The sequence below is a fragment of the Streptomyces sp. NPDC093260 genome (assembly GCF_040683715.1).
GTDB lineage: Bacteria > Actinomycetota > Actinomycetes > Streptomycetales > Streptomycetaceae > Streptomyces > Streptomyces sennicomposti.
Genome location: NZ_JBFBEK010000026.1, coordinates 20,015 through 35,258, shown reverse-complemented (window position 1 = coordinate 35,258; position 15,244 = coordinate 20,015). Strand labels below are relative to the sequence as shown.

15 protein-coding genes are annotated in these 15,244 nt (G+C 68.6%); 8 read left to right on the top strand and 7 right to left on the bottom strand.

Annotated elements, in window-relative coordinates; genetic code table 11:
- Positions 1 to 110 precede the first annotated feature (110 nt).
- From AB0N63_RS27500 to AB0N63_RS27485, 4 genes are all read right to left on the bottom strand, one after another.
- Positions 111 to 515: a hypothetical protein gene (locus AB0N63_RS27500; protein ID WP_365532745.1), complete on the bottom strand. Its 405-nt coding sequence runs from the start codon at positions 513 to 515 to the stop codon at positions 111 to 113.
- The gene (locus AB0N63_RS27495) at positions 512 to 2,467 is read right to left on the bottom strand and encodes a hypothetical protein (RefSeq protein WP_365532743.1); all 1,956 of its coding nucleotides are present in this window, start codon (positions 2,465 to 2,467) and stop codon (positions 512 to 514) included. Before AB0N63_RS27495 ends, AB0N63_RS27500 begins: the two co-directional genes overlap by 4 nt.
- 485 nt (positions 2,468 to 2,952) lie before the next feature.
- Positions 2,953 to 3,159, bottom strand: coding sequence for a hypothetical protein (locus AB0N63_RS27490; RefSeq protein WP_365532741.1), 207 nt, complete (start codon positions 3,157 to 3,159; stop codon positions 2,953 to 2,955).
- Positions 3,156 to 4,010 (bottom strand): hypothetical protein, encoded by an 855-nt coding sequence (locus tag AB0N63_RS27485; RefSeq protein ID WP_365532739.1) that lies wholly within the window; start codon positions 4,008 to 4,010, stop codon positions 3,156 to 3,158. Before AB0N63_RS27485 ends, AB0N63_RS27490 begins: the two co-directional genes overlap by 4 nt.
- A 406-nt stretch (positions 4,011 to 4,416) precedes the next feature.
- Between AB0N63_RS27485 and AB0N63_RS27480 the strand changes: the two genes are divergently transcribed.
- The 4 genes from AB0N63_RS27480 to AB0N63_RS27465 all read left to right on the top strand — a co-directional run bounded on the left by AB0N63_RS27480 (position 4,417) and on the right by AB0N63_RS27465 (position 8,995).
- Positions 4,417 to 6,342 carry a pRL2-11 gene (locus AB0N63_RS27480; RefSeq protein WP_365532737.1) on the top strand — a complete coding sequence of 642 codons (1,926 nt, stop codon included), beginning with the start codon at positions 4,417 to 4,419 and terminating at the stop codon, positions 6,340 to 6,342.
- A 120-nt stretch (positions 6,343 to 6,462) separates the two neighbouring features.
- Positions 6,463 to 7,131, top strand: coding sequence for a hypothetical protein (locus tag AB0N63_RS27475; RefSeq protein WP_365532735.1), 669 nt, complete (start codon positions 6,463 to 6,465; stop codon positions 7,129 to 7,131).
- Positions 7,132 to 7,379: 248 nt separating this feature from the next.
- On the top strand, positions 7,380 to 8,213 hold the full coding sequence (locus AB0N63_RS27470) for a hypothetical protein (RefSeq protein WP_365532734.1): 834 nt from the start codon (positions 7,380 to 7,382) through the stop codon (positions 8,211 to 8,213).
- Positions 8,126 to 8,995: a hypothetical protein gene (locus AB0N63_RS27465; protein WP_365532732.1), complete on the top strand. Its 870-nt coding sequence runs from the start codon at positions 8,126 to 8,128 to the stop codon at positions 8,993 to 8,995. Before AB0N63_RS27470 ends, AB0N63_RS27465 begins: the two co-directional genes overlap by 88 nt.
- 113 nt (positions 8,996 to 9,108) lie before the next feature.
- Here the strand turns inward: AB0N63_RS27465 and AB0N63_RS27460 are convergent, their stop codons facing one another.
- Complete coding sequence (locus AB0N63_RS27460) at positions 9,109 to 10,086, bottom strand: hypothetical protein (RefSeq protein ID WP_365532730.1); 978 nt, start codon at positions 10,084 to 10,086, stop codon at positions 9,109 to 9,111.
- A 128-nt stretch (positions 10,087 to 10,214) separates the two neighbouring features.
- Between AB0N63_RS27460 and AB0N63_RS27455 the strand changes: the two genes are divergently transcribed.
- Both AB0N63_RS27455 and AB0N63_RS27450 read left to right on the top strand, forming a co-directional pair.
- A complete protein-coding gene (locus AB0N63_RS27455) occupies positions 10,215 to 10,991 on the top strand; it encodes a hypothetical protein (protein ID WP_365532727.1) in 777 nt (258 codons plus the stop codon).
- 302 nt (positions 10,992 to 11,293) lie between these two features.
- The gene (locus AB0N63_RS27450; protein WP_365532725.1) at positions 11,294 to 12,367 is read left to right on the top strand and encodes a hypothetical protein; all 1,074 of its coding nucleotides are present in this window, start codon (positions 11,294 to 11,296) and stop codon (positions 12,365 to 12,367) included.
- Between the two features lie 75 nt (positions 12,368 to 12,442).
- On the opposite strand, the gene AB0N63_RS27445 is transcribed toward AB0N63_RS27450, so the two are convergent.
- Positions 12,443 to 12,889 carry a pyridoxamine 5'-phosphate oxidase family protein gene (locus AB0N63_RS27445; protein ID WP_365532722.1) on the bottom strand — a complete coding sequence of 149 codons (447 nt, stop codon included), beginning with the start codon at positions 12,887 to 12,889 and terminating at the stop codon, positions 12,443 to 12,445.
- Positions 12,890 to 12,957: 68 nt separating this feature from the next.
- Between AB0N63_RS27445 and AB0N63_RS27440 the strand changes: the two genes are divergently transcribed.
- Entirely contained in the window at positions 12,958 to 13,428 is a 471-nt protein-coding gene (locus AB0N63_RS27440; protein WP_365532720.1) for a lamin tail domain-containing protein, read from the top strand.
- Between the two features lie 156 nt (positions 13,429 to 13,584).
- On the opposite strand, the gene AB0N63_RS27435 is transcribed toward AB0N63_RS27440, so the two are convergent.
- Positions 13,585 to 13,989, bottom strand: coding sequence for a peptidase inhibitor family I36 protein (locus AB0N63_RS27435; RefSeq protein WP_365532718.1), 405 nt, complete (start codon positions 13,987 to 13,989; stop codon positions 13,585 to 13,587).
- A 333-nt stretch (positions 13,990 to 14,322) separates the two neighbouring features.
- Between AB0N63_RS27435 and AB0N63_RS27430 the strand changes: the two genes are divergently transcribed.
- Positions 14,323 to 15,015: an HNH endonuclease family protein gene (locus AB0N63_RS27430; protein ID WP_365532716.1), complete on the top strand. Its 693-nt coding sequence runs from the start codon at positions 14,323 to 14,325 to the stop codon at positions 15,013 to 15,015.
- Positions 15,016 to 15,244: the final 229 nt, after the last annotated feature.

Genomic DNA, 15,244 nt, shown 5'->3' with positions numbered 1-15,244 from the left:
GCCCGGGGAGCAGCGCGTCACGAGTTCGGCTTTACCTGGTGCAGCGCGTGGGCCCCGCACCCAAGGGGGAGGGTGTGGGGCCCAGGTGTGCTTCGGGCATCGGCGGGAGGTCAGGTGCGCCGGCGTGGGATGCGCGCCCGGTGCACGAGGGGGATGCCAAGGCGGGCGGCCACGGTTCTCTCCAGGCCCGAGACGACGCGGTCAGGGGTGGTGCTGCTCAGCGGAATCACCCAGTACTCGGCCCATTCCTCTTTCTTCGACCTGGTGCGGCTGACGTGCTGGTGGAGCCTGGTCGCGGCGGCTCCCTGGGTAAGCATCCGGTGCGGAGCGGTCTTTCCGCAGTAGCAGGCAAGGCCCTCCCGGTTGGCCACGACGTAGATGGCTTTGTCCTCGTACCCGGAGTTCTCGCCGATGGGGACCGGCTCGGGCCGTTCCTCAACGAGCCACTGGCCGGCGAGCTGGGCGAGCATGGCGTACCGGGTGTCGGTGATGGCGACGACGCCGGTCCAGGTCATCCGAGCGGCTCCTCCTCGGAGATGCGGTCGAGGATCCTGCTCATACGACGGAGCTGCTTGACGGAAGCTTCGATGGCCGTCCAGGAGAGCTGGTCGGTGGTGCCGTTCTCCTTGCGCAGCTTGACCAGGTCGTCGAGGTGGTTGGTGGCTCCGGTGAGGGACGCCTGGAAGTTCGTGAGGGCCTTCTCCTCGCGTGCGGTGCTGGAGAGCCCGCTGGTCTCGTCTTCCGGTTTGAACCCGTGGAGGGCGGCGAGACGCAGGTGAGCGTTGAAGTCGCTGCCCTTCCAGCCATCGGGCTCGACCAGACGCCCGTCGGCCCACCAGCGCGGGCTCAGACCGCCCCGGATCCGCTTGATCGCGTCAGCGAGGACCTGTGGTCCTTCCTCCCTTTCGAGGACGGCCTTGACGACCGTGCCGACGCCGGCGCGCATGACCGTGTGGTTGACGATCTGTTCAGCGGAGCCGCCGGGGGCGAGGAGGTTCCCGCTGGTGACGAGGGCGACCATGGCGAGCACGCCGAGGAGCAGCTTGGCGGGGATGTCGCCGTTGTCGGCGCGCTGAAGAAGGTCGTTGACGGCCTGGTCGTTGTCGACGTTGTCGACGTCCCACTCGTGGTCGATGAGGTCCTTCCACAGGCAGCCGCTCTCCAGCGCGGTGCGCACCGGCTTGATGCCGTCTCCGAGGGAGGTGGAGTACGAGCGCAGGCCGAGCTCGGTGACCAGGCCGCTGCGGCCGGCGAGCTGGAGGCTTCGCTTATCCAGCTTGGCGGCCATGATCGCGTTCAGCTTGGGCTCCTTGCGGGTGAGCTGCTGGGCGATGAACGCGAACCGAAGGTCGCGGAGGGCACTGAGACCGAGGGTCTTCATGGGGTCGGTAATGTCGACGCGGCCGAGGAGGACGTCCTTGACGGCCTGGGCGTTTTCGCCGAGCTCGCCCTCGTCGAACAGGGCGGTGACGGTCTCCTCGGCGGTAATGCCGTGCTTCGAGGCGTCCGCGAACACCTTCGCCCCGATGTTCATGCGCATCAGCAGCGAACGGACCGCGGCGGGGAAGCGCTGCATGCCCATGTCCGGGTCGTCGTCGGTGTAGCCGATGACGACCTCCACGGGGACGGTCATGGCGTTGAGGAGCGCAGCGGCCTGGTCGCGCTTGGCGCGGGCGGCCTTGCTCGTGCCGGTGGCGGCCTTGATGTCACGGTAGGCCTTCTTGATGACCTCCCGGACGAGGCTGCGCCGGTCGGTGAGGGGGAGGCTCATGAGGTGCGACGGGAGCAGCGAAGGGCGCTCCTTGTCCTTGGCCGGGCCGATCAGGCCGGTCGGGGCCGGGACGTGGGCGGTGCAGGACGCCCAGCGGCTGTTGCCGTCGACAAGACCCAGGTCCCCGGCGGGGTAGCGCTCGGGGTTCAGGAAGGCGACAGGGACGGCCGTCAGAGCCCGCTCCACGATGCGTCGGCCGACTTCCTGCTTGTTCTGATCCTTCACCTTCTTGGATGCCCGGTCGACGGCGTCGAGGAGGGCGTCCATGGGGTCGGTGTAGACGAGGGCAGCGTTGGTCTCGTGTGCGGTGGGCATGGACAGGACCTGCTGCTGGGCAACGGTGTCCGGGTCGGCCGCGTAGTGGGCCTCGTCGAGGAGCCGGTCGTTCTCGACCGCGGGGGACAACATCAGGGTGTAGGCGCGGTAGTTGATGACGGTCAGCCAGCCGGTCTCGACACGGCGGAGCTCCGGGCGGAGATCGGCGAGGAGGTCCGGCTCGACCGCGCTGTACGCGATCCGGAGAATGGCGTCGTCGGTGAGCTGGACGCCAGGCCGGTCCTTTGCGAGGGTCTTGATCGCCTTGGCGGTTTGGCTGACCGGTACGACGCGGTGCTCGAACGGCGTGGAGCGGTCGCCGGAGCGGATGTCGATGACCTGGATGTCGGGGAGGTCGTCGGGGGTTTCGATGGTGCTCACATGGCCTCAATCTGGTGGGCCGGCGCGAGGCGGGCTCGCGGCCGGTGATCGGCGTACGCGAGCAGAGCGCCATCGAAGCGCTACGCACCCGTGCCCACCCCGGTGAGGACCGCGGTCCGTCGCTGGGCTGACCCGGCGTCGCCTCGGTGGCCTGGAGGCGGACCCAGGTACCCGCCCCGTGAGGTGCGGGCGGCGTACTTGGACCTTGTCGGTGGAGACCGCGGTCTCCACCGACTGCGCAGCAGGCCGCCCTCGGCGGCGGCGATGGGCAGGAACGTACACCTGTCCAGGCCTGCGACGCAGGGGAATTGGCGAACTGCCCGACCTGGCCGGCTGCAACCTGCCGCCGATGCCTGTCCAGACCTTCTGCGCCAGGTACCAGCCTGTCCGTGACCGGTGGGTCCGCTTCCCTCCCGGTCTCCGGCGGCGACGGGCTGCACAGTGCGGTTGTGCAGCCCGTCCGCGCTCACGCACGTGTCGGACGGTCACCTCATCAGCGGCACGAGGATCGCCAGCACGGCGATGCACAGCGTCATGACGCTGAAGGCCACGATGCTGCCCCAGCCGATCGCCCGGTTCACCGGGGCATTGACCAGGCGGGCGATGCCGAAACCGATGAGGCCGGCGAGTGCGGAGAAGAGGATGCACATGCCCAGCACGAGCATCAGGACCACGAGCAGTTGCACGGTCACGCGGCACCCCGCTGCTTGCCGTGGCGGGCGCCAGCCTTGGTGTGGAGCTGCTCGGGGATCCAGATACGCCGCTCGCGGGCCGCCTCGTACAGGACCCCGCGGAAGCGGGTCTTGCGCATCCGGACCGCCGCGTGGGTGATGTGCAGCGCGTCCGCTATCTCGGTGTCCACGTAGCCCTCGACGGTCATCCGGACGACGACCTGGGTGACCGGGGGCTGCTCGTTCAGGATGTCCTCGAAGTTGGTGCTGAGGACGGCGGCCTCGGGCTCGGAGAGGTAGCCAGCCTCCAGAAGCGGGCCGAAGAGCTTCGGGTTCGCGTGCGCGGCCTCCTCCGAACCGTCGTACAGCGCGTGCTGCTTGGCCCACTCCTGGCGGTCCTTCGCCCACCTCGTGTACACCCGGCGGAACTCCCAGATGCACTGGCCCACGAAGTACGTGGTCAGGCAGCTGGCCCCTCGCCCCTGCTTGTAGTCGGGGTTCCATCCGCCCTTGACCAGTGCCTTACGCCGGAACGACGTCCGCGCCCGCAGCACCACGTCGACGAGGATCTCGTCACGGGCCCCGGGATCGGAGCGCAGCAGTGCGTAGTCGTCGGGGTGGATCCAGAACGGGAGGCCCCGCTCCGCGCACCACTTCAGCGCGATCCGGGCGAGCCGGCCCTCGCGGAGCATGCCGCGCAGGATCGGCCAGGCCTCCGCGCACAGCTCGTCCTCGAACACCTTGTAGGCCGGCCCCTCGAAGCCGCCCGCGGCCAACTCGCTGACCCGGGCGGCATCCCTCCGGATCCGGGCCGACCGGTCGGCGGACAGGCCGTCGTCGACGGCCTCCGCGACCTCACGTACCGCACGCATAGAAAATCCTCCGTCTTGGACCACTTTCGACCCCTGGCCATGCCCTTACGGCGCGCGCGCGGGTCACAAGCAGTCGCCTGGATGTACGGAGTCATGTGCAGAGCAGAAGTGTGAATGTCACACACCGCTCCAAAGTTTTTTCGGCGGCAGCAATTTTGACCGCTGCAGATTGCTGAGCGCACCCAACTGACCTCGATAAATGCGCCGTTCGCAATGACGGCTGCATCTCGCGGGAGGGGCTGGCCGGGGAGCCGGAGCTGGATCCCGCCGCTCCCGACGACCTGTCTGCCGTCACAGGAATCTGTCCACAGGGAGATCGTTTTAGCGCCCTCGTCCGGCGTGGGTGTCCGCTTCCGGCGGCACCGTGACGCCCCACGCACACCCGGCACGAAGGGCGCTCAACGGCATGGCACAGACGAAGTTCGACAAGCAGCTGGAGGAGTCCGCCGACTCCCTCGCGCGCGGGATCGCCCGGGTCCTGGCCGGCCGGGACCTGGACGGCGTGAAGCGGACCGACGCCACGTTCTGGCGCGCGGGCACCCGCGTCCTGCCGAAGGTGGAGGGCAAGGTCCGGCGCCGCTCCTACAAGCCCGGGTGGCGACGCCTGTCCTTCCGCATCGCGCTGGGGGCCGGCGTCTGGGAGATCGGCTATCTGGCCACCCAGGACCTGGACGCCACCGTGCAGAACACCCAGGAGCTGTGGGACAACCGGGAGCAGGTCCTGGCGACGCTGGAGAGCAGCGGCATCGGCGGGGCCTGCGTGCTGACCGTGGGCACCGCGGCCTACATGGCGCTGACCCGCGAGCGCCGGGAGCTGATGCGCGAGTGGGTCGTCCCGCTGCATGACGCGATCCACCGGCCGCTCGGGCTGGCGGAGCAGACCGACCCGCGCCGCTACCTCCACATCCCGAAGAACTTCTCCGACGACGACGCGGAGATACGGATCGACCTGCCCCGTCATCTGGGCTTCTCCCGCGACGTCGTCGCCGACCGCATCACGCAGAAGCTCGCCCTGGAGGGCGTGACGTTCGACTGGCATCCCGAGGGCAGCAAGCCGTACGTGCGGGTGAAGAAGACCCGCAAGCCCCCGGAGAAGGTCCTCTTCAAGGACCTCAAGGTTCGCGAGCTGGTGGCCAAGGCCCCGGAGTCCGCGCCCATCATCGGGCTCGGGTCTGGCAACCGGATCGTCTCTGTCGACCTGGACGCCGACTCCCCGCACATCCTGGTCAACGCCTCCACCGGCGGCGGCAAGTCGGCCACCCTGCGCTGCATCGCCTGCCAGATGCTCCACCACGGCTCGCTCGTGTACGTCCTCGACACCAAGCGCATCTCCCACCCGTGGGCCCACGGCATCGACGGCGTCACCTACTGCCGCGACATCGCCGACATCCACGACCAGCTCATCGAGCTCGGGCAGCTAGGCCGGCTGCGCACCCGGATCGCCGACGAACTCGGCATCGAAGCCGACCCGAAGGCCATCGGTCCCAGGGTGCTGATCCTCCTCGAAGAGATCAACGCCACCATGAAGCAGCTGGCCCGCTACTGGGAGAAGATCCGCGAGTCCGGCGACCCGAAGGTCTCCCCGGCCGTCGACGCCCTCAACGAGATCCTCTACATGGGCCGCCAGCTGCGCATGCACGTGCTTCTGGTCGCCCAGTCCGCCACCGCCCGCGCCCTCGGGGGGCCCGAGGTCCGCGAGCAGTTCGCCACCCGCATCCTCGCCCGCTACAGCGTCAACGCCTGGCGCATGCTCGCCCCCGAGGTCCACCCGGCGCCGAAGTCCACCAAGCACCACGGCCGCGCCCAGGTCGTCATCGGCGGCTCCGCCCGCGAGACCCAGGTGCTGTTCTTCACCGAGACCGAAGCCCGCCAGTGGGCCACCACCGGCAAGAAGACCGCCAACGGACCGAACCCCGCAGCCCTCCCCACGCAGGCCGACCCGGTGCCGATGCAGAAGCCGCCCACGCCCGACACTCAGCCCGCCGCCGTGGCCACGGACTCGCTCGCCGACGCCTGGAGCACCACGCCGACCACGGCCGCGCCCGACCCGATCCCGGCTCCGGCCGCCGACCCGGGCGACGCCACTCCGGCGGCGACGCCGCCGGCGGCACCAGCCCCGGTCGACGACGACCAGGCGGTGGGACTCCGCGAGGCCGCCGAACACCACCTGCCATACACCCTCGCCGCGCTGCGCTACGCCCGCGCCAACGACCGGACCTTCCCTGACCCGGTCGGCAAGCGCGGCGCCGAACTCCTCTACCGCGTCGGCGACCTCAAGAAGTGGGCCCGCAACCGACCCCGCGCCGCGTCCGGGACCACCGACCTCGACTGACGCCCCAGCCCCGCCCGGCGGCCGCGAACCGGGACCTGTCCGGTCCGGCCGACACGATCCCCCCTGCCCTGGTGAACACAGGGTTCACCAGACACAGCACAGAAGAGGAACACCACCACGATGACGAACACGACCGCGCTCCCGAAGCTGATGCGCCTCACCGACCCCGGCCTGCGCGAGAAGCTTCAGGCGCTGCCCGACTCCGCCGCACTCATCGGCATCAGCACCGACGGCCGGGCCATCGCCGTCGACATCGACGCCGCCCCGCACATCCTGGTCTGCAGCGGCACCGGCGGCGGCAGCACGACCATCCTGCGCACCCTCACCGCCCACTTCCTCCACCAGGGCGCCCACGCCCTGGTCCTCGACCACACCCGCATCGCCCACCTATGGGCGAAGGACCTGCCGACGGTCACCCACCGCGGCAACGTCGCCGGCATCCACGACGCCCTGGTCGGCCTCGGCTCCGAGCTTCAGCGCCGCATCGCCCTCGACGGCGACCTCGACGGTGTACCGCGGCTGATGGTCGTGATCGATCGGGCCGACGCCACCCTGCGGCACCTCGCCCGCTACTGGGCAACGTCCCGGCAGAAGGACGACCGAAGCGGTCCCCGGCCATCGCCGCCCTCGAGGCCGTTCTGTACGAGGGCCGCGCGGCCCGCATCCACGTCATCTACGACGGACCCGCCACCGTCGGCGAACGCCTCATCCCCGGCGCCCGCGAGCAGTTCTCCACCGTCATCCGCGCCCGGGTCAGCGCCGGCACCTGGCAGCGGCTCGCCCCGATAGTCGACCCCGCCCCCAAGAGCAGCCCGCTTCCGGGCCGCGTCCACGTCGTCCAGGACGGCGACGCCCACCCCGCTCAGGTGCCGCTGATGACCGACGCCGAAGCCGCCGACTGGCTCACCACCACGGCGGCCGGGGAGATCTGACCCACGTCCGGACACACCACCGGCCCCCGAGAGGTCAGCCATCCCCAGGGCCCGGCAAGAACAAAGGTGACCGGGATGTCAGTGGGGCAGGGCAGACTGGACGCCGTGACGACCTCCGACATTCGGGGCCTGGAGCAGCTTGAGCGCGCCATCCTGGACGACACCGCCTCTCTCGCCTCTGCCCTCCGGCAGTGCCTCTTGCTGGCTGGTTACGCCCACCACGAAGAACTGCGTGCCTGGGCACTGAAGGAACTAGAGGGGTATCCGGCGGCCGGTGAACTGCCCTCGTGCCGGAAGGTGTCGGCACCGCTTGAAGCGGAGTTCGTTGTCAACCTGCCGGGTTATAGCGACCGGAGCAACACCCAGAGGATCAGTGTTCACCGGCTGCCCCGAAGCGCTCGTGAGCGCGGCATCGGGGAGAGCGCACCGATCCGGCAAGGGGTCCGGGAGATCGAAGCTCTGATTGCCATCAGTGACAGGACGGTGCATATCAGCCCACCTGGATCGGCCCAGTACGCCCTGGAAATGACACGGCAGCAGCAGCAGATCGGCCAGGCGTTCACAGACGTCAAGGATCTGTACTGGGCGATTGCCAAACCGAGCATCGAGGGCGTCCTCGATCACATCAGAACCCGTCTGACCCAATTCGTCGCAGAAGTGAGAGCAGCCATGCCCGCCGGCCAGCAGAACCCCGACCCTAACCAGATCGACTCGGCCGCGCAGCAGGCCCTCAACATCACGGGAGGGAACAACTCCACTTTCCACATCACCGCGCCGAACGCGAAGGCGGACCGCGGCGGCACCGCGAGCGCCAACGTGAACGAACCCGCTTCTGCGACTCCTCAGCCCTGGTGGCACCGAACCTCGGTCATCTGGACTGCCGTCGCGGCAGTGGCGGCGGTCGCCGGCGTCATCGCTACCGTGATCGCGGCGAAGTGAGACTCCGCCGCAGCCGCCTAGATCGATTAGAGGACGACGTCCTCAACGAGAGCCGCCCGCTGGCCCCGATCCTGCGCCAGGTGATCGCTCTGGGCGGGCATGCTCACTCCGAACCGCTACGCACTTGGGCGCTGCGGGAGCTCCAGGGCTACGAGGGCACGGACGTGCCGATCCCCGACTATCGCAGGATCCCGGCACCCTTGGTGATGGACGGCTTCACGGGGAGGTTCCAGTTCCGGGAACAGCCAGTCAGCATGTTCGACCTGCCGTACTTCGCCCGGGAGAGTCTGGGTGACGTACTCCGCCTCGGGCAGGGTGTCGGCCAGATCGAGTCGCTCATCGCCCGGCGGCCAGGTCAGACAGTGCAGCTCGCCCCGGCCATGGCTGCCGAAATAGCCGTATTCATGAGCCAGAACTCTTCTCGGCAGGTGCTCAGGCTGTACTGGGCTGTGCGCCCGTCGGTCATGGAGGGCGTACTGGACCAGGTCCGTACTCGGCTGGTCCAGCTGGTCGGGGAACTGCGGGCCGCCATGCCGCACGGTCAGCAGGACCCGACACCGGACCAGGTCGCTCAGGCACTCCAGAACATCAACATCGTCACAGGCGACAACTCCTCCGTGACCGTCACGGCGCCCGTTGCAGTCGCGCACCGACGCGGATCAGCACGTGCCGAGATCGGGGGAACGGCGCAGCGGACCTTCCCGTGGATGCTGGTCGGGGGGACCGCCCTGGCCGCCCTTGTGACGGCAGCCGCAGTGACCGCCTGGGTCACGTGGTTCTGACCCAGCAGTGTGACGACCTGTTCCCTTCCCTCCAGAGTTCCCCCGACCGGCTAGGAGGCCGCGACCCCTGATCACTGATTTCACCCCGCCGGGGTGCGACTTGGGCTCGCTGGTCAGTCCGAGCCGTTATGGCCATGGCGGCTCAGAAGGCGTGTGAAGAAGTCGGTGAGCATGGCTTCCCCGGCAGCGTGGTTGCGTAGCTCGTGACCGCCGATGCGGTAGACCTCATAGCCTTGCAGGGTGAGTTGGCGGTCCTCCGCCACCATGGGGGCGTAGCGCGCGGGGTCAGCCAGCCAGACGGCGCCAGGATGTTGCATCGTCGGCGTGTCGACCTGCCGAGCGTAGTGCTGGATGCCGTCGACCTCGATGACCGCCCGGGCGCGCTGATTCATCAGCAGCAGAAAATCCATCCGCTGGCGGGTAAGGCGGCTGACACCGTCCAGCTCGGTCAGGCTGTACGGGTCGTAGTGGAGGTAGACCTGGGGGATGAGCGCCGGGAGGTCGAATCCGAGCTTGATGTAGGTATCGAACACCAGGAGCTCGGCACCGTTGTCGCCCAGCGAGCGACGTAGCCGCTCCCGCAGGGAGACACGCGCGCGCGTGGCATCTTCCGCGTGCTCAGGGTGCTGACGAACCCACCAAGCCACCAGATCTGACCAGCTCAACCCACGGTCTTCCAGCGGCTGGTCGTACACCAGGCAGTACTGCTCGTTCTTCACGATGCGGATGGTGTTGCTTATGGAGTCCGGCAGCACGATCTGCGGCTTGGGGCCATCGGCAGCGAAGATCAGGTTTTTCATTTCCCCGTGGACGCCGCGAGCGCCTAGTGCGCCGACCAGGGCCTGCAGGTCGTCGTCGCCGTACTCGCTGATCACGCGCCGCGCGATGTCCACGAGCTCGGACAAGGTCTTCTTCTGCAACCGCGAGCGGACATAGATCCGTTTGCTGTGGAACGGGTCCTCATCGGACTTTTGAGGTTCCAGTCCCAGGTACTCACACGCGGCCGCGAGCTCGTAAGCCTTCACCACATGCAGCGCGCCGGCTATGGCTTCACGAAGAGCGGCTGGAGTGACCGCAGGCGTAGACGACATCGCATCATGATGGCCTGGTGGGCCCTGTCCGCACAGAGGGCAACTGCCTTACCTGCGCGAAGCAGTGAGCCGGTTCGATCAACCCTGCTGCATCCGTCTGATCCGGCTGACAGACTACGAAGATGGTCATGGACGCCGACGAAGAGGCCGATCTGGTACTGGCCCAGACAGCCATCCTGCTGGATCGTCAGGGAGACCGCGAAGCCGCACAGCTGCTCGCGGACGTCACGTACCTCGACTTCGAGAACACGGATGACTCCTACCGCACCTCGAGCGGCACCCACGTATACGTCATGGCTGCCGTGCTGTACGTGGATGATCACCTGGTGTCCGCGTTTACCAGTGAGGTTCGGGAACGTATCGCGCCTGTGCTGATCGACGTCGCTCTGCGCAATGGGTACACGGCAGTGGACCGTGTGTACGTCAAGCAGGTCCTCCCGACGGTAGGGAAGGACTGGCGTAGCCATTTGAGGGATCGCGCGCAGGAGCGACCCACCAATCAGGCTCGCAGGGAGCGGACGGCGCCCAACCATCCGGTAGAAGACGGCCTTGCGCTCGGCAGCCGCCAAGAGCACCAGGTGTATCAGGTACTCAAACAGATCCAGGCCACGACTCCGTCCGATCGTACGATCGCCATTGCGCCCCTCCCCGGGGTGAGACTGCAGGCTGGCCACACTTGGACACCAGACATCATCGTGCTCGGGAACGGACGGGCAGTCGTCTTCGAAGTGGACGGGCCTCACCACCGAGACCGTCGCCGATACGCCGATGACAGAAACCGGGACCTTCAGTGGCAACGCTGCGGGATCCAGGTTGTCCGCCTGCCAGTAGAAGACCTCCAGCAAGGCGACCAGCTCACCAACCGGCTTAAGGAAGAGCTGGCACGGCATCTCTGGCCCCGGTGACCAAGAGCGGCGGGGTCGTCAAGATAACGACCCCGCGCTCGTCCGACGTCACTGGACGCTTGGGACCGAACTTGTAGACCGTGACGTGAACCTACCGACGCGGTGCAAGTCCGCACGAGCGAGTTCACCAACGAGGGTGGCGCTGGAGGTACGGTGCCGCCCTCGTTATCCGGCCCACTCAAGGCCGAGCTGCGCCGGCGCCTGGAGCTTGTCCGCGGTCAGCTTCGCGCGCCTGCTCTAGCTGCTGCTCAAGGCATGTCCAGAGTGCGCGGGTTCGGTGATTCATCAGACGCGCTCGGGTGATGCCGTCAGAATCGGATCAGCAGGCGGCGCGGCCCCCTACCAGCGGCATTCCGACAGCGATACGAGTGGTGCTGGGGGCGGAGGTCGATGCCGCGGGGTGGAGCAGGCGTGCCGGGGTGCGATCCGCCCTGGTGGCCCGAGAGTTGCAGAAGGAAGGCACTTTCGTGAGCATGATCCAACCGGTTGCCAACGGGTTACGCACCGATCACCCGGTTCCTGGCCTGCCGTTCATCAACGACGAGCGGCTGCTCCTGGACAATCCTGACGCGATCGAGCGGACGGGCCGTAATCAGGGTGAGGGGCTGTGGGGGCGCACGGACCGACTGCCCGGTGGGGGGTGGGTGGCGTTCACCACCGAGACGAAGAACCGTGACTACGCCTGGGCGGTCCATCAGCACCCCGAGCAAGGGCGGACTGTTCTCCTGATTCACGACAAAGACATGAGCGACCTGCACCACGAGTGGATGTACGGGAACAACGGGTTCCTGTACCGGCATGGCGGCTACTGGTGGGACGGGACCCGCTGGTACCGGCCCCAGCAGGTCGTGGACCACGCCTACGAGGGGTACGAAGCGCGGCCGGTGGCGGACGCCGTCACCGTCACGGCCATCGACGTCCTGGCCCGCCCGGCGACGTCACACGCCGCGCGGGTTGCGAAGATCGCCGACTTCAGAGCCTCGGAGGGACCGCTGCCGCACTGGCGTGAGCATCTCGCCCTGTGGGCCTCCCACCGCAAGCCCGGCTCCAGGCCGCTCGATCAGTGCACCGTTGATCTCCAGGCACCGGAACTCGACCCGGCCCGTTTCGTGGACCGCGCCGGCCTGGCGCAGATCGCCGAACTGAAGCTGAAGGACCTGCCGCATCCGAAGCACGGGCGGAAGCACCTGCCCCTCCGACATCGAAGGCGGGGTCTTCGCGTGCCCGAGGCCGTCGGCAGCGGGGCGGGGCGGCTGTCGGCTGTTACCCACTTTCGGGTGGCGACCCGGATGCGGCGGGAAGACGGTGAGGGTCTGCCCGTGAGCGACGCGCTCGTCCCTCCTGCGCGTGGAACTGTCGTGCGGCGGCGAGGATGAGGTTTCAGGCGCGCGGGTCGTGGAGGGAACCGTGACGGGGTTTCACGCATACCATCGCCTGGCTCAGGTGGCGGGTCACGAAGGCTTGTCCAGGTCGAGGGCCATGGTGGAGTAGTTCGCGGTGCGCCATCGTGTCGGCCTCATATGGAAGGCGGTCGACACTCCTTCCTGCTGCTCTGCCGTCGCTGCCAGATAGGCCGCGGCCATCTGTGGTGACAGATACCGGTGGGCCATGGCTTGCCGGGCCTCCGGCCCGACGTGGCTCTCGGATGTCACCGGTCCTTCGACGCTGACGTAGCGGACCGGCGGTGTATCCGTCTGGACGCAGATGCCGAAGCGGCCCGCCCTCCGGATGAGCTGTGCTTTCCGCGACCGCCGGTGAGTGTGGATCACCACCTCTTGACCCGGCGTGAAGGAGTACCAGATGGGGACAGCAAGGGTTGCGACTCCGTCGTCCTGCACCACGGACAGCACACCGAACCGTGCCTCCGCCAAGAACGCCTCTCGCTCCAGAAGCCCCATGGCAAATCCCACTGTCGTTACCTCCGTTCCTTCGACTCCCGACACGGCTCTCACCGCGCCTTTGACGGATGCGAGCCGATGCGGTCGGAGCCATTGCGAGGTGGCCGCGCTGGGCCGTTGCCGTCACCGTCGCCATCTCTGTGCCGGCGTCCGCGGCCGACCACCGCGCGCCGAGGCCGAGCGTTCGTATCAGCCGGGTGCAGGCCGACTCCCCGGGGCGTGACGACCGCTCCACCCGCTCCCTGAACGCTGAGTGGGTGGAGATCACCAACACCACCCGCAAGACGGTGGACCTCAACGGCTGGACGCTGTCGGACCGCGACGGCCACACCTACACCTTCCACCACTACCGCCTCGAGGGCCGTTCCACCGTCCGCGTCCACACCGGCACCGGCACCGGCACCGGCCGCGACGCCCGCCGCGACCTCTACCAGGACCGCCACGCCTACGTGTGGAACAACACCTCGGACACGGCGACCCTGCGCAACGAATACCACCACTTCGTCGACTCCCGCTTCTGGGGACACCGCCACCACTGACCCGGCGTCCGGCGCCGCCCGGCTGAGCCAGGCCTGGAGCGTGGGGTGAACGGGCCGGCCGCCGAGTGCGCTGGCGGCCGGTGGACCGGGAGGAGACAAGGGGGGCAGGAGAAGAGGTGCTGCCCCGGTCTCCTCCCGGTGTTCGTGGCGCGGCCTTTATCCGCAGTCGTTGCGGTTGATCTTGAGACTGCGGGTCTGGTCGTTGAGGTTGTAGCCGCGCAGGTCGTGGATGGAGCCGCCGCTGCGGGTGACGCACACCCATCGGCCGGCGTAGTTGCGTTTCTCGTAGACGCGGGCGGTGCGGTCGGAGTTGTTGCGAATCGAGCTGCCGCGGTCGCGGATCGCGGAGGGCAGGTCCTTCACCCCGCCGTCCACGGCACGCCGCACCCAGGGCTGCCCGCCGAAGTTGATCTCCGGGTAGATGCACACGTACCCGCTGGGACAGTCGATCGCCCCTCGGGCCGCGCCGGGCGCGGCTTGGTTGGTGGCTGAGGCGGGCGCGGACAGGGGCAGGAAGGCCAGAGCCGCTACAGCCCCGGCACGCATCACATGTCGGATCACCTCCTCACAGATACGGGCTCGCCCGCTCCCATCGGTCGTGACCGTGCACCCGTTCACTCCGGTGGAGCAGCGCGCAGCGCATGGGGTGCCACCCGCCGGCCTCGTACGGGCTCCGGCGCACCCGCGCGAACCCCGGCCTGTCCGCGCCGACCAACCCCGCCATCAGGTCAGGCCGCCGGGGCGGCTGGGGTGAGAGTGGGGGACAGGCCGTTATGCGGTGGTGTGACTTACCGTTCGCGCGAGTGACAACGCCTCTGGTTCCCGGGCGTGTTGTGCAGGCGGGCCGCTACGAAGACCCCAGACGTTCGGGATCTTCGAAGGGACCCCCGCTCCATGCACTTCCCCCGCGCCGCGGCCGCCGTCCTCGCCGCTCTGCTCCTTCCGTTCACGGCCCACACCGCCACCGCCACTGCGGCCACCGCCGTGCGCCCCGAAGTGCGGGCGCCGGGGGAGACCGTGACCCTGCCCGTGGGCGACGCATTCGACCAACTGCCCCTCCGGGCCGAGGACCGCACCGGCTACGAGCGTACGAAGTTCAAGCACTGGATCGACGCGGACAAGGACGGCTGCAACACCCGCGCCGAGGCCCTCAAAGCCGAAGCGGTCATCCCACCCGAACAGGGCCCGCGCTGCGCCCTCTCGGGCGGGGAGTGGTACTCGCCCTACGACGACCGCTACATCTCCGGCCCGCGCGGTCTGGACATCGACCATCTGGTCCCGCTCGCCGAGGCCTGGGACTCCGGCGCCGACGCCTGGAGTGCGGCCGAGCGTGAGGCCTACGCCAACGACCTCGGGGATGCGCGGGCGTTGATCGCGGTGTCGGCGGCGTCGAACCGGTCGAAGGCGGACCAGGACCCGGCCACGTGGCTGCCCCCGGCGGCCGGTTACCGCTGCCAGTACGTCACGGACTGGATCGCCGACAAGACCCGCTGGGGCCTGACCGTCGACGCCACCGAGCACGACGTGCTGGCCGACCAGCTCAGCCGGTGCCCCGACGCCCCGATCACCGTGACCCTCGCCCGCTGACAGGAGTTCCGGCCGACGGCGTCACGGATCTACGCGGGCTGCTCGACGACCTCGGGTTCGGCCTCGATCGCCCGACGGCGCTGCCGTGGGGGGAGGCGTTGGAGCAGGTGCGCGCGCTGGGTGGGCGGCGGCCGACGTCCAGTGGCCGGCCGCCGTTGCGCGCAGAGCGGACGCACGACCCACCCGGGAGGATGGCGCGAGGGTCCGCCGACTCTGTCGGTGGACCCTC